This window comes from Aquimarina sp. MAR_2010_214, from assembly GCF_002846555.1.
Classification (GTDB): Bacteria; Bacteroidota; Bacteroidia; order Flavobacteriales; family Flavobacteriaceae; genus Aquimarina.
On sequence record NZ_PJMS01000001.1, the window covers coordinates 3,659,523 to 3,674,684 of the forward strand.

At 32.3% G+C, this 15,162-nt stretch carries 13 protein-coding genes and 1 pseudogene; all 14 read left to right on the forward strand.

The annotated features are described in order from the left end of the window. Window positions 1-73: 73 nt before the first annotated feature. The 14 genes and pseudogenes from hisF (at window position 74) to pdxH (ending at window position 15,157) form a co-directional block, all read left to right on the forward strand. Window positions 74-829: an imidazole glycerol phosphate synthase subunit HisF gene (gene hisF / locus ATE84_RS15695; RefSeq protein WP_101448862.1), complete on the forward strand. Its 756-nt coding sequence runs from the start codon at window positions 74-76 to the stop codon at window positions 827-829. A gap of 62 nt (window positions 830-891) precedes the next feature. Further along, entirely contained in the window at window positions 892-1,488 is a 597-nt protein-coding gene (hisIE, locus tag ATE84_RS15700) for a bifunctional phosphoribosyl-AMP cyclohydrolase/phosphoribosyl-ATP diphosphatase HisIE (protein ID WP_101448863.1), read from the forward strand. Between the two features lie 292 nt (window positions 1,489-1,780). After that, the gene (locus ATE84_RS15705; RefSeq protein WP_101448864.1) at window positions 1,781-4,423 is read left to right on the forward strand and encodes a gliding motility-associated C-terminal domain-containing protein; all 2,643 of its coding nucleotides are present in this window, start codon (window positions 1,781-1,783) and stop codon (window positions 4,421-4,423) included. A 4-nt stretch (window positions 4,424-4,427) separates the two neighbouring features. After that, on the forward strand, window positions 4,428-5,345 hold the full coding sequence (locus ATE84_RS15710) for a type IX secretion system membrane protein PorP/SprF (RefSeq protein WP_101448865.1): 918 nt from the start codon (window positions 4,428-4,430) through the stop codon (window positions 5,343-5,345). Continuing rightward, on the forward strand, window positions 5,346-7,424 hold the full coding sequence (locus tag ATE84_RS15715; protein WP_101448866.1) for an OmpA family protein: 2,079 nt from the start codon (window positions 5,346-5,348) through the stop codon (window positions 7,422-7,424). A 176-nt stretch (window positions 7,425-7,600) separates the two neighbouring features. Next, window positions 7,601-9,421 (forward strand): 30S ribosomal protein S1, encoded by a 1,821-nt coding sequence (gene rpsA, locus ATE84_RS15720; protein ID WP_101448867.1) that lies wholly within the window; start codon window positions 7,601-7,603, stop codon window positions 9,419-9,421. Window positions 9,422-9,773: 352 nt separating this feature from the next. Continuing rightward, complete coding sequence (locus ATE84_RS15725; protein WP_101448868.1) at window positions 9,774-10,169, forward strand: hypothetical protein; 396 nt, start codon at window positions 9,774-9,776, stop codon at window positions 10,167-10,169. A 124-nt stretch (window positions 10,170-10,293) separates the two neighbouring features. Next, complete coding sequence (locus tag ATE84_RS15730) at window positions 10,294-10,998, forward strand: hypothetical protein (protein ID WP_101448869.1); 705 nt, start codon at window positions 10,294-10,296, stop codon at window positions 10,996-10,998. Between the two features lie 112 nt (window positions 10,999-11,110). Further along, window positions 11,111-11,650: a bifunctional pyr operon transcriptional regulator/uracil phosphoribosyltransferase PyrR gene (gene pyrR, locus ATE84_RS15735; protein ID WP_101448870.1), complete on the forward strand. Its 540-nt coding sequence runs from the start codon at window positions 11,111-11,113 to the stop codon at window positions 11,648-11,650. Window positions 11,651-11,696: 46 nt separating this feature from the next. Further along, window positions 11,697-12,626: an aspartate carbamoyltransferase catalytic subunit gene (locus ATE84_RS15740; RefSeq protein WP_101448871.1), complete on the forward strand. Its 930-nt coding sequence runs from the start codon at window positions 11,697-11,699 to the stop codon at window positions 12,624-12,626. Between the two features lie 3 nt (window positions 12,627-12,629). Then, window positions 12,630-12,962: a ribonuclease Z gene (locus ATE84_RS15745; protein ID WP_101448872.1), complete on the forward strand. Its 333-nt coding sequence runs from the start codon at window positions 12,630-12,632 to the stop codon at window positions 12,960-12,962. 50 nt (window positions 12,963-13,012) lie between these two features. Further along, window positions 13,013-13,471: a thioredoxin family protein gene (locus ATE84_RS15750; RefSeq protein WP_101448873.1), complete on the forward strand. Its 459-nt coding sequence runs from the start codon at window positions 13,013-13,015 to the stop codon at window positions 13,469-13,471. A 62-nt stretch (window positions 13,472-13,533) separates the two neighbouring features. After that, on the forward strand, window positions 13,534-14,439 hold the full coding sequence (locus ATE84_RS15755; RefSeq protein WP_101448874.1) for a ribonuclease Z: 906 nt from the start codon (window positions 13,534-13,536) through the stop codon (window positions 14,437-14,439). Between the two features lie 74 nt (window positions 14,440-14,513). Next, a pseudogene (gene pdxH / locus ATE84_RS15760) lies at window positions 14,514-15,157 on the forward strand (pyridoxamine 5'-phosphate oxidase). Window positions 15,158-15,162 lie beyond the last annotated feature (5 nt).

Sequence of the window (15,162 nt, forward strand, 5' to 3'; positions counted from 1 at the left end):
TTGAAAAATTAAAGTCTATAGTAAATAAGGAATAGTAGCGTCCAGAACTCATATTTGAGTAAAAAAAATGATTATGTTAACAAAGAGAATTATACCATGTTTAGATATCAAAAACGGACGAACCGTAAAAGGAGTCAATTTTGTAAATCTACGAGATGCGGGAGATCCTGTAGAACTTGCTGATGCATATTCTAAAGCAGGTGCTGATGAATTAGTGTTTTTGGATATCTCTGCAACAGAAGAACGTCGTAAAACATTAGCAGAATTAGTGCTTAAAGTAGCAGAAAAAGTGAATATTCCTTTTACTGTAGGTGGAGGGATTTCATCTATTGAAGATGTAGATGTTTTGTTGCAAAACGGAGCAGATAAAGTATCTATAAATTCATCGGCAGTAAAAAATCCACAATTAATTAATGACCTAGCAGGAAAATTCGGATCACAATGCATTACTGTAGCTATAGATGCAAAACAAATCGATGGTAATTGGATAGTACACTTAGTTGGTGGTAAAGTACCTACAGAATTGGATTTGTTTGATTGGGCAAAAGAAGTAGAAAAACGAGGAGCGGGAGAGATATTATTTACATCTATGGATCATGATGGTACCAAGGATGGATTTGCAAATGAAGCATTGTCGACACTGTCAAGAGAGCTAAATATCCCCATAATTGCTTCTGGTGGAGCAGGAAAAGTTCAACATTTTGTGGATACGTTTAAAGAAGGTAGAGCAGATGCAGCTTTAGCAGCAAGTGTTTTTCATTTTAAAGAAATAGAAATTAGAAATTTAAAGCAAGAATTAGAGGATAATCAAATCCCTGTAAGACTATAAAATTATAAACGAGGTTTTAGGCAATTATATATTGAACTTGTTAAAACCATTTTAAAAAAGATATGGAAATAGATTTTAATAAAAATAACGATGGACTTGTTCCTGCAATTATTCAAGATGAATTAACCAAAAATGTATTAATGCTTGGATATATGAATCAGGAGGCATACAATAAGACTATAGAAACCAAAAAAGTAACTTTTTTTAGTCGTAGTAAAAATAAATTATGGAAAAAAGGTGAAGAAAGTGGTAACATTTTGAATCTAGTAGACATAAAGAGTGATTGCGATAATGATACGCTTTTGATTAGAGTCAATCCAGTAGGCCCAACTTGTCATAAAGGATCAGATACTTGCTGGAATGAAGATAATGTACAATCTTTCGGATTCTTATCAGAACTAGAAGATGTAATTAGAAATAGAAAAGAAAATCAGGAGGATTCAACATCATATGTAGCATCGTTATTTAGAAAAGGAATTAATAAAGTGGCACAAAAGGTAGGAGAGGAAGCTGTAGAAGTAGTTATAGAGGCAAAGGATGATAATGAAGAATTGTTCTTAAACGAAAGCGCTGATTTATTATTTCATTATTTGATACTATTACAGGCAAAAGGATATGAACTAAAAGATATTGTAGAGGTTTTAAAATCAAGGTCTTAGTTTTTGTACGACTAGGTTGTGTAAGAAAACTATTTTAGGTTATGGTTTTAAAGTATAAAATTTATATATATTTGTGATTAAATTTTTCCTGCCCTATATAAAATCTGCATATAATTGTAAGATTTGTATCAATATTTTTAGTAAAATATTTTTGATGTCAAATATTTATTAAATAAAATCAATTTTGAAATATACTAGCAAATTACTATTTCTATTATTTACCATATCCTTAATGACACAAAGAGTACATTCTCAATGTAATCTGGGTTTAATCTCTATAGAAAAGTGTAATATGGAGAATATAGACTTCGATGGAGTTAATGGACCTGATGGGATTATCAACATATATACAGAGACAGGCACAACTCCTGCAGATGGTAAATGGACTATAGACCCAAAATTTGTTTCAGCATTCGATGTTGTAACAGGTAAATTATTTATGTGGGAGCTCAAAAAAGCCACGACAACAGCTACACAAAATGATTATTTTTTCGAATTAAAGAATACAACTTGTGGAGATGTTCCTGTTAGAACAGCAAGATTAATTCTAGGCCCATATTCTGGGGTAGCACTACCTCCTTCAGGACCACTTAATGTGAATGCTCAAGGCTGTGATTTTGAAGGTTTTGATTTGTTTAGTGCGTTTGCATTAGATAAGAATACACCATCTCCACATTTGAATGGAAAATGGACATACAATGGTTCAAGTAGTAGTTTTAAAAGTGTTAATAGTGATGGTTCTCTTATGGTAGAAATACCGTACCAACCTGGGGTACCTTTGGTAGATCAGGAGGTTTTCGAATTGACTTACACTGTTTCTGGTATGGCGGGGTGCTCTCCTCCACAACAAACTACCATTCGAGTTGCGATGGTAAGACAGGTGAAATCAGGAACTTCAGAGCCAATAGATATTTGCGAAGACGATTTATTAGCTGGGGTTTTTGATACAGATATAGATTTAAGAGACGATAAGTTTTTAAAAGGAGAAGATATAGAAGGGATCTGGTTATCAGAACCTACAGGTCAAATTGATAATGAGCAGGATTCCAAGATTAATTTAAGAACAATTTATAACAATTTGATTGATAATGGTAATAATCTACGTTTTGGATGCGAAAATTTTAAATTCGTTTATTCGGTAGAACAGCGTTCAGCAGTATGCAGTAATATGGAAACTATAGTTAGTTTTACTTTATTTGAACAATTAAGACCATTTAATCAAGTTAACCCTCCTCCAAAAATATGTGCAAATCAAGGGCCTGGAAATTTGGATTTGTTTAGTTTATTAAAATTTACGAAAGAAGGCCGTTTTGATTTTATCTATAAAAATGAAAGTTATGTAAATTGGAGATTAGTTTCTGGTGATTCTAATTTAGGATTAAAAGAGAGAGGGAATCCGCAATTTACTCATTTAGGAACCATTACTACTTTAGGAGCAAAACCAGGAACTTATGTTTTTGAGTACGGAGTGAGTCCAAAAATAAACTGTATGGAACCTGGTGATGATTGTGATCCATTTGCTTTAAATGGAGGAGCAAATTGCAAACACCCATGCAATATCATTACTGCTAGAGTAGAGATTGAGATCTTGGCATTTGACTATGCAGGAGAAGATACAAAAGATATTAATTTATGTGAATCCCAAGGGCAGGTTGATCTTAGGAGCTTATTAAAAACAAATGGTAATACAATAGTAACTACAGGAGTATGGACAAATTCAACAGGAGGTGTAATTGATAATATGTTTGTTTTTCCTAGTATAAGTAGTGATCAAACATTTGACTTTACATATACAACTACAAGTTCTGAAGGTTGTATAGAAACTTCAAATTTAAAATTTACAATATTTAAGAAGCCAAATGCTGGAGAAAATGGAACTGCAACCTTATGTTCTGATAATTTAACGATAACACTTTTTAATCTTTTAGGGAGTAATCCAGATACAACAGGAACTTGGTCAGGGCCTTTTGGATATACTTCACCAGATCATTTAGGTGTTTTTGATTCTGGTAATGTTTTACTACCAGTTTTAGGGGCAGGAGAATATATATATGTAGTGCCTGGTAATGCAGGGTGTTTTACACCAGATCAATCAACGGTAACAATTACAATTGTAGAACCAGTAGAAATTGGTAATGATAGGAGTGAAACGTTCTGTAAAATAGATGGTAGAGTAAATTTATATTCGCTTTTAGACAGAGATACTCCTCGTACCGGGATTTTTGAAGATACCGATAATACAGACGCATTAAGTACAGATGGAGTAGTAGAGTTCGAGACATTAACAAACAATATTTATAATTTTAGATATATAATAACAAATACACAGCCTTGTGATCAGTCTTCTTTAAATGTAGCGATACAAATCGTGGATTTACCAACTCCTAATGTGCCATCTCAAGAGTTTTGTATTCTTGATGCGGCTAGATTAGAGGATATTGAAGTTGATGTTTTAAACTATAACTGGTATACTACTTTAGAAAGTGAAATCCCTATTATAGATAATCCCTTGCTTTTTGATAATCAGGTATATTATATTGCTACAGTTGATGCAAATAATTGCGAATCCGAACGTCTTGAAGTTTTGATAAATATACTAAATACTGGAGAGAGGTTTACAAATGGTGAATTGTGTACTCTTGATTTTCAGGATGGAGTATCACCAAATGGTGATAGTCAGAACGATACTTTTGATTTGTTGATAGAGGAAGTATATAATATTCCAGAGGCATTCCCTGATTTTGATCTAAAAATATACAATAGATATGGTAGCCTTGTCTATGAAGGAAATCTTAATACAGAAGAGTTTAGAGGAGAAAGTAATGTGTCAGTACAGCTAGGAGATGACCTTCCTTCAGGAACATACTTTTATGTTTTTGTTCCAAACTTTGAAAACAATTTACCGATACAAGGAAGTTTTTACCTAAGCAGATAAACCAATGAAATTGAAGTTAGTTTTTGTAATGTCAATAATTTTCTGCTCGGTAATCTATGCCCAGCAGGAACCACAATATTCTCAATATATGTATAATATGAGTACGGTTAATCCCGCATATGCTACAGGTCAAAGTGGTTTGATTTCGACCGGATTGTTATACAGGAGACAATGGACAGGTGTTGAAGGAGCGCCGCAAACGGCCAATATATTTGCTAATGTTCCTATGAGTGAAAAAATTGAGCTAAGTGTGAATTATGTAAATGACAGGATAGGAGATGCTATACCGGTAAAGAATGATTACATAAATCTTGATTTTGCGTATGTCACAAGGATTTCTGATCAGACTCGATTATCATATGGACTAAAAGCAGGTATTAATAACTTTAAAATTGATCCTTCTGGTTCTGATGTAGCTAATGACCCTGCGTTTGCAGATAATACATCTACTACACAATTAAACATTGGAGCAGGATTATATTTGTTTACCAATAATTTTTATGCAGGTATATCTTCGCCTAATTTACTTCCTAGTGATATAGATATTGATGGTATTGGTGTAGCTCAAACAAAAACGCATATTTATGGTATTGCTGGTTATGTTTTTGACTTTGTTGATGAAGTAAAATTAAAACCTTCAATGGTTATTAAGCAGGTTATAGATTCTCCCTTAACCTTTGATCTTTCGCTAAACTCTTTGATTTATGATAAATTTGAATTAGGAGTGTCATATCGATATACAGACTCATTTATTGCTTTAGCTGGTTTTAATATTACAAAAAACCTAAAAGTTGGATATTCCTATGATTTTAGTGTTAGTGATTTAAGTGGTTATAATAATGGAAGTCATGAAATTGTTATATTATTTAATTTTGATCTTCTTAAGTTTAGTAATAAATATTCCTCTCCAAGATTTTTCTAGATGACAAAAGCTAAGATATTATTGATAATAACTGTACTGATTACTCAGTTTGCCTTTTCACAACAAAAAAGCAGAGCAGATCGTTTTTTTGAAAAAGGAGATTATATAAATGCTGCACTGCAATATGAAGAAGAGTTAAATAAAGAAGGGTATACAAAACATATTCTTAAAAACATTACCACTTCATACTATAATACGTTTCAATTTAGAAAAGCATATAGATATTTAAAAATATTGACTTCAGGTAAATTTTATGATAAAGATAAAACATACCATAATCAGTATAATTTTATGATGTACCAGGTGCTTTCCGCATTAGGAGAATATGAAAAATCTGTAAAGTACCTTTCTGTATACAAGTCAAACAATACAGTGAGAGACTTTAGTGCCTCTGATGCAATTTCTACAATAGAGGATTTTAAATTAAAAGATGATGATTATACTATAGGGAGTGCTGTTTTTAACTCAGAAGCTTCAGAATTTGGTGCTGTTAGGAGAGATAGCATCCTTTATTTTACTACAGATAGACGTCCTTACAGCCCTTTGGATAAGAATTATAGATGGACACATCGACCGTTTTTGGATATATATAAAGTAAGGGTAGATCAGAATAATAAACCTGTTTCTGAAATTGAAACTATTTCAAAAGAAATTAATTCAAAACTTCATGAAGGTAATTTTTGTTTTACTGCCGACGGAAATACAATCTACTTGTCAAAAAGTAATTCTGAAAAGGGAAAAAAGAAATTTGATAGTATTAATAATAACGCAATTCATTTATATAAGGCCGTTAAGGTTGATGGTAAGTGGGGCAAACCTGATAAATTAGAATTTAATGATGTAAATTATTCTGTTGAGCACCCGTCATTAAGTGCAAATGGAGATATGTTATATTTTAGTTCGAATATGCCTGGAGGATATGGGGATTTTGATATTTATTTTGTTACAGTAAATCAAGATGGTACATATGGTAAGCCAACTAATTTAGGACCAACGATTAATACCGAAAATAGAGAGCAGTTTCCATTTATTTCTGAAAAAGGTCATTTGTTTTTTTCTTCAAATGGTCATTTAGGATTAGGTATGATGGATATATTTGTTTCAGAACTACGAAAAGAAAAGCTAATTAGGCCCATTAACTTGGGAGCGCCAATTAATTCTAGCTACGATGATTTTTCTATAACTTATTATAATGAGACAGATGGTTTTTTTGCATCAAACCGAAAAAAGGTGGGAGATGATATTTATACCTTTTCTCAGATTGGAGATATTTTCCCACGTGAATATAGAACACGTTTTGAAGTTCGGGATTATGCAACCGATAATTATATAGCCAATCCAGATGTTGTTTTGTATAATAATGACAATGTAAAGGTATATGAGAGTCAATTAGATTCTATTGCAGCTTTTGATATTAAAATATTCCCTGGAAGATATAACTTTAAAGCTTCTGCAGATAAGTATAAAACCAGAACTAAACCATTGATGGTAAAGGATAAAGATGAAGAAACCTACATCATTTACTTGGATAGAGCAAAGGATATTGTGGTGACAGATGATGAAAAGAGAATACAGATTAGTGACAGTACTAATATCAATGAGCGTACTAGAATCAGTGAATCTAATACAGAACGTGAAAAAGAAGAAATAACCAAAACCAGACTTAGAGAAATTCTTCTTGCAGATAAAGATGGTCCACCGGTTATTGAGAAGAATGGAAAACTTTATTTTGATATGCCTCCAATTTATTTTGATTATGATAAATGGAATATACGGGCTGATTCTAAAAAAGTATTGGACAAACTTGCAGCAAAGTTAGAGCGATATAAAACTGTTTATATTAATATAAGTTCTCATACCGATAGTAGAGGTACAGATTCATATAATCAAGTGTTATCGGCAAAAAGAGCTGAATCTACCCGTAATTATCTTGCTTTAGTGGGGTATGTAAATGCAAGGAGAATGCAGTTTGTTGGATTTGGAGAATCTCAACCTCTAATTGACTGCGATAGTAAAGCGTGTACAGAAGAAGATCATCAAACCAATAGGAGGAGTGATTTTGAAATTATTAAGTATTAATAATTTATTGAAACGCATTATAATCTTTTGTTTTCTAATAAATTAAATTGTACTTTTGCACTCCTTTTTAGCGAGTAAGAGAGTGTAAAAAGGGTTATAAATAATTAATTTTAACGCTTCTGTATAATTTTCGCATTGATTCTCAATAATATACAGGATACAAATTTTTATCTTCAATGTCTGAAGAAACAAAAAACACAGACGTTCAGGAAGTAGAGAAGAAAGCAGTAGCTGAAGCTCCACAACAAACAAACCCTGAACAATTCCTAAAAGATTTTAATTGGCATAACTACGAAGAAGGGATAGATCCTATCGCTGATTCGAAACTTGAAGAGTTTGAAAAGCTAGTTGCCGAGAATTTTGTAGATACCCTAAATGATGAGGTAGTAGACGGAACAGTAATTAACATCACTGATCGTGATGCTATTATTGATATCAATGCCAAAAGTGAAGGTGTTATCTCATTAAACGAATTTCGTTATAACCCAGATCTTAAAGTAGGAGATAAGGTAGAGGTTTTAATTGATGTACGCGAAGATGCAACAGGTCAATTAATTTTATCTCACCGTAAAGCTCGTGTGATTAAAGCATGGGATAGAGTAAATGGTGCTCATGATACAGGTGAAATCGTAAATGGTTTTGTAAAATGTAGAACCAAAGGTGGTATGATCGTAGATGTATTTGGTATTGAAGCATTCTTACCAGGTTCTCAAATCGATGTGAAGCCAATTCGTGATTACGATGCATATGTAGGAAAAACAATGGAATTTAAAGTGGTAAAAATAAACCACGAATTCAAAAACGTTGTTGTATCTCATAAAGCGCTTATCGAAGCAGATATCGAAGAGCAGAAAAAAGAAATTATTGGTCAATTAGAAAAAGGTCAAGTATTAGAAGGTACTGTTAAGAATGTTACTTCTTATGGTGTATTTGTTGATCTTGGAGGAGTTGATGGATTAGTTCATATTACAGATCTTTCTTGGTCTAGAATCAACCATCCAAATGAGATCGTTGAACTTGATCAGAAGTTGAATGTAGTTATCTTAGACTTTGATGAAGCTAAGACTCGTATTCAATTAGGTCTTAAACAATTAAAACCACACCCATGGGAAGCTCTTGATAAAGAACTTAAAGTAGGTGATAAGGTTAAAGGTAAAGTTGTTGTAATTGCTGATTACGGTGCTTTTATTGAAGTTGAAGAAGGAGTAGAAGGATTAATTCACGTTTCTGAAATGTCTTGGTCTACACATCTACGTTCTGCACAAGATTTTGTAAAAGTTGGTGATCAGGTAGAAGCAGTAATTCTTACTTTAGATAGAGAAGAACGTAAAATGTCTCTTGGTATTAAGCAATTGACTCCAGATCCATGGACAGATATTACAACTAAATATCCTGTTGGATCTAAACATAATGGTATCGTTCGTAACTTCACTAATTTTGGTGTATTCGTAGAATTAGAAGAAGGTATTGATGGTTTGATTTATATCTCAGATCTTTCATGGACTAAGAAAATCAAGCACCCATCAGACTTTACTAATGTTGGTGATAAACTTGATGTGATTGTTCTTGAGCTAGACGTAGAAGGACGTAAGTTAAGTCTTGGTCATAAGCAAACAGAAGATAATCCTTGGGATAAATATGAAGGTGAATTTGCTTTAGGAACTAAGCATACTGCAACAATTGGTGAAATCGTAGACAAAGGTGCTACAATAGATTTCAATGAAGATGTAGTTGCTTTTGTACCATCTCGTCATCTTGAAAAAGAAGATGGAAGCAAACTTAAGAAAGGTGATGAAGCAGAATTCCAAATTATTGAGTTCAATAAAGAATTCAAAAGAGTGGTTGCTTCTCATACAGCTTTATTCAAAGAAGAAGAAGCTAAGATCGTTAAACAAGCTGCGAAGAAAGCTGCTACAGGTTCAGCAGAAAAAACAACGCTTGGAGATATCGATGCATTAGCAGATCTTAAAGCTAAAATGGAAAAAGGAGGGAACTAGTTTCTCAACATTTTTTAATATAGAAAAGGCCGTTCGAAAGAACGGCCTTTTGTTTTTTTAAACACACTGTATTCAGTGCTATTTTTACTAGTGTTTATTGATAAGTTCACTCTTTCTAAAATAACAGCCCAGTTTTTATTATTTATCGTAACCGTGATTATGCCTAGAGCTTTTATAAAAAATAGTTCAATAGGTGAGTTGTTCTATAAAGATGTTGCTACGTGATGATGTGTTGACTAGTGTAGTTCTATATCCCTGAAAAAAGGGAGGACATTTTCACTAATAGTAGTATGGTGCACAGCGTAAAGCTTCCTGATATTTGCATTGTAAAAAAACATAAACATTTTTTAAAATGAAAAATAGTAATAGGGCAATCATATTTGTGTTAAATTTCTTAATAATTGTTCAGGCGAATGCTAAAGAGGCCAACAGATTATCTCTTATTGCAAATGATAAAACGATTACAATATCTGAAAAAGAGGATATAGATACTGAATCAAAAAATAAAAAACCAAAAAAAGTTGCTAAGGATAAAAGTTTTCATTCTATCAAGAAATGGAAAATAACAATAGAGTATACAGATGGCGGTATGATGTCTAAGACTATTATTGTTAAAGAAAATTCTGAATTAAGCCCTTTGGAAACTGCATTTTTAGAAGCAGAAAAATACTTAAAAACTACAGATAATGTTAGTAACTATGAAGTGTCTCCAGTGTCTCAAAATTCATTTATATTATTAGCCAAATAAGAAATACGCTTTTAAAGTTAAATTTGCATAGTAGTATCGAGGAATATATAACACTTCTATAGTCATATGATATTAATGTGTGTACATTTTATCACAAACTAGACTTCATAAAAAGTAAGGAAGCATGAAAGCGAAATATATTGTAACTATAATCATAATAATTTTGTTTGCCAATATAATGACAGGTCAAATCAGATTTACAGAAGAAGAGTTGAGGATATTTAAGGAACGTGTTACTGAAACCAGAGCATTAGGTAGAGCAGGAATTATTGCAAAAGCAGCAAAAGCAGCAAGTGATGATCCCGAATCTCTAATTCATGATAAAAATGTACTCATTTCTGTTTGGTATAATGATATTGAGGTTAAAGTAGAATTTATAGAACATTCTCCTGTACGATATATTCCTTACGATTCTAAATGTGTTACTAACATGGAAGTATATGTTTCTACGGATGGAGTATCTGGAAGTAGTAGTTCTGATGTATATGAGTCTGAAGGATATGTCAGTGATTTTAGTAAACCGATCTATTTATATCGTTCAACAAAAGAAAAGGAATTGATGATTGATAAGGTTCTTAAATTAAATAATACAACTGATGATGTCCCCAATATAGATAAATCAATCTATACCAACATAATCATTAGAGAACAAAAGGACCATTATGCTATTCAAATTGGAAGTTCATATCCTATTACTTATAAGATAAAGAAAAAATCTGGGGAACTATATGATTATGAAGATCCATATCGAGATTTGTATCCTACACCTGATATTGAGTATGATGCACCTCCACCAATTGGAGGCGAGTGGATAGAAATGAAAGAATGATTTGTATATCCACAATATATAATAGTAAAACTGATATTTTTAAAATTACCTTAAGCGTGGATTAATTCTAAATTTTCATTACTTTTGTACTCCAGATATCCATTTGGAGATTATGAGTCAAAAATTACTACTTAGTGCAAAAGAGATCGATATAATTCTGCACCGTTTGGCTTGTCAATTAATTGAAAATCATACGCATTTTAGAGAAACTGTTTTAATTGGAATTCAGCCTAGAGGAACTTTTTTAGCGGATCGTATCAGGAAAATTTTGGTGGATCATTATATGGTAGAAGATGTTAAACTGGGTTACCTTGATATTACATTCTATCGAGACGATTTTCGGAGAGGAGAAAAAACTCTTGAGGCTAATAAAACTCATATTGATTTTATAGTAGAAGATAAGCGAATTGTGTTTATTGATGATGTACTATATACAGGACGTAGTATTAGAGCAGCTTTGACAGCTGTGCAGTCTTTTGGTAGACCACAGGAAATTGAACTACTAACGCTAATTGACAGACGTTTTAGCAGACATTTACCTATACAACCTAATTACAGAGGTCGTCAGGTAGATGCGATAAACCAAGAAAAAGTGAAAGTAGATTGGGTAGAAAATGATGGTATAGATGCCGTGTATTTGATAGGAAATTAAGACCTCTGAATAAGATTGTTTTATTTAAAATTATAAATTAAGACGAATGAGCGAATTAAGTGTACATCACTTATTGGGAATAAAATATCTGAATAAAGAAGATATTAATTTAATCTTTGAAACTGCAGATCACTTTAAAGAAGTTATTAATCGACCAATTAAAAAAGTTCCTTCGCTTAGAGATATAACTATTGCTAATCTGTTCTTTGAGAACAGTACGAGAACAAGGTTGTCTTTTGAATTAGCAGAAAAACGACTTTCTGCAGATGTAATTAATTTTTCTGCTGCATCTTCTTCTGTAAAGAAAGGAGAAACACTTATTGATACCGTTAATAATATCCTTTCTATGAAAGTAGATATGGTAGTTATGAGGCACCCTAACCCCGGGGCAGGAGTTTTTCTTTCTAAACATGTTGATGCAAGTATTGTTAATGCAGGAGATGGAGCTCATGAGCATCCTACGCAAGCTTTATTAGATTCGTATTCTATACGAGAACGATTAGGAGAGGTAGGAGGAAAGAAGGTTGTAATTGTAGGAGATATTTTGCACTCTAGAGTTGCGCTTTCTAATATCTTTGCCTTAAAATTACAAGGAGCTGAAGTGAAAGTTTGTGGCCCCAAAACTTTAATTCCTAAATATATTGAGAAATTAGGAGTTCAGGTCGAAACAGATTTGAAAAAAGCACTAGAATGGTGTGATGTTGCCAATATGTTACGTGTGCAAAATGAAAGAATGGAAATTAGTTACTTTCCATCGACACGAGAATATACTCAACAATTTGGGGTAAATAAAAAGTTATTGGATAGTCTGAATAAGGAAATTGTAATCATGCACCCAGGACCAATCAATCGTGGAGTAGAAATCACGAGTGATGTTGCTGATTCTAACCAAGCCATAATATTGGATCAGGTACAGAATGGAGTTGCAGTGCGAATGGCTGTGATATATCTTTTAGCTTCAAAAATTAAACGATAATTTATGATTTTTAATAAAGAAGGTTCTACAACTATAATTACACAAGAAAAAACTACTATTATAGAATTTGTTAAAGGCCTTGAAGACAAGTATACTTCCCTAGAAAACGATAATATAATTGTTAACTTGTTTTCACTAAAGCAGATTTCGATTGATAATATCAATGAGTTTTTAAGGATTTCTAATAAGCATAAGGCTGCTAAGCATTCATTCGTGATTGTTACAAATAAAATATCTTATGATGAGATCTTAGGAGAGATTACTATTGTTCCTACATTACAGGAAGCATATGATTTGGTCGAGATGGAAGAAATAGAAAGAGACCTGGGTTTTTAGAAAATTCAACTTTTTTGTAATTATTTATTTTACTTTTCGTCTGATACGCTATGAACAGATTCGCCCCATTTGTAAGTATACTTTTTTTTGTGTTTTTTAGTCATGATGTTATTGGTCAGGACTGGAAATATGATTTTGATGAAGCAAAATCACTAGCAAAAGAAAAAGATCAAAATATTGTATTGTTTTTTACCGGTTCAGATTGGTGTCCTCCTTGTATTAGATTAGAAAGAAAAATTTTATCTAATGAAGAGTTTATTGAATTTACTGATCAAAAATTTGTTTGGGTAAAAGCTGATTTTCCTAAACGTAAAAAAAATAAACTTTCATTGGCTCAGCAAAAGAAAAATGAAGAGCTAGCTCAAAAATATAACAGGAAATGGGTTTTCCCCGTTATTTTAGTTCTGGATAAGGAAGGAAAAGTATTAGGAGCAACAGGTTATAGAAGAAATCTTGATGTAAAAGGATATATATCATTATTAACATCGTTTGATTCTTTTGGTCGTTAGATTGATTTATAAATAAGATTAGATTATATTCACAGCCTGTTTAATAAATAGGAAAAATAATTTTGAAACTTACGATTTTAGGTTGCTATTCTGCAACTCCCCGAACATTTACAAATCCAACTTCTCAGGTCTTAGAAATGAACAATCATCTCTTTTTGATTGATTGTGGAGAAGGAACTCAGGTAGAATTACGACGAAATAAAATCAAGTTTTCAAGAATAAAACATATTTTTATTTCACACCTTCATGGAGATCACTTTTTCGGACTGATTGGATTAGTATCTACATTTAGATTACTTAGTAGAGATGTACCATTACATATTCACGGCCCTAAGGGAATAAAAGAAGCGATCACATTACAACTAAAACTTTCTAATTCGTGGACAGATTATCCATTACACTTTCATGAACTTACCAATACAGAATCAGAAATTGTTTTTGAAGATGAAAAAGTAGTGGTGCGTACAATTCCCTTACAGCATAGGGTCTATTGTAATGGGTTTTTATTTCAGGAAAAACCAGGAGATCGAACGTTATTGATAAACAAAGTATCTAATTATAATATTGATAAAGCGTATTATCGTGCGATAAAAAAAGGAAAAGATGTTGTTTTGGATAATGGTACTGTGATTTCTAATGAAGAACTTACTGATCCTCCTAAACCAGTTAAGAGCTATGCATTTTGTAGTGATACGAAGTATAATGAAGAGAAAATCCCCTTAATTAAAGACGTTACTGTATTATATCACGAATCTACTTTTTTAGAAAGTCATAAACATTTGTGTGCAAAGACAGGTCATAGTTCTGCTATTGAAGCAGCTACTATTGCTAAAAAAGCAAATGTTGGATCCTTGATTTTAGGTCATTATTCTACCCGATATGAAAATATTGAACTTTTTAGAGAAGAAGCGAAAACTGTTTTCGATGATGTAGAAATAGCTGATGACGGTAAAGTGTTTGAGTATTGATGAGATAAAAATTATCTGTTTATTATTGTTTTCTGTATTTTAAAAATAGGTAAATTGCATAATAATTTGAGGTAATGAATAGAGATCTTACAGCATATAGAAAGTCGTACGAAAAAAGTTTTTTGGAAGAAGGGAACCTTCCAGATTCTCCTTTTAAACTTTTCTCTAATTGGTTTGCAGAAGTAGAAGAAGCGGGTGGAGTCGATGAGACTAATGCAATGACTATTACTACTACAGGTTTAGATGGTTTTCCAAAAGCTAGAATAGTATTGTTAAAGCACTTTGATGAGGATGGTTTTGTGTTTTACACGAATTATTCTTCAGAAAAGGGGAAAGCTATAGCTAATAATAGTAAAGTATGTATTTCTTTTTTTTGGCCTAACTTGGAGCGGCAGGTCATTGTTAAAGGTATTGCGCAAAAGATAGAGGAAAAAGAGAGTATTCGTTATTTCTTATCTCGCCCAAGAGGAAGTCAATTAGGAGCTTTGGCATCTGATCAGAGCGAAGTTGTCAAATCAAGAGAAACATTAGAAAAGCGATTACAATCTTTAGAAAAAGAGTATGAAGATAAAGAAATACCTAAACCCAAATCTTGGGGGGGTATTGTATAAAACCTATTGAATTTGAATTTTGGCAGGGTAGAGCTAATCGATTACATGACCGTATTCGTTTTTCTGATCAAAAAAAGAATTGGGAGATTGAAAGATTATCTCCATGAAAAAA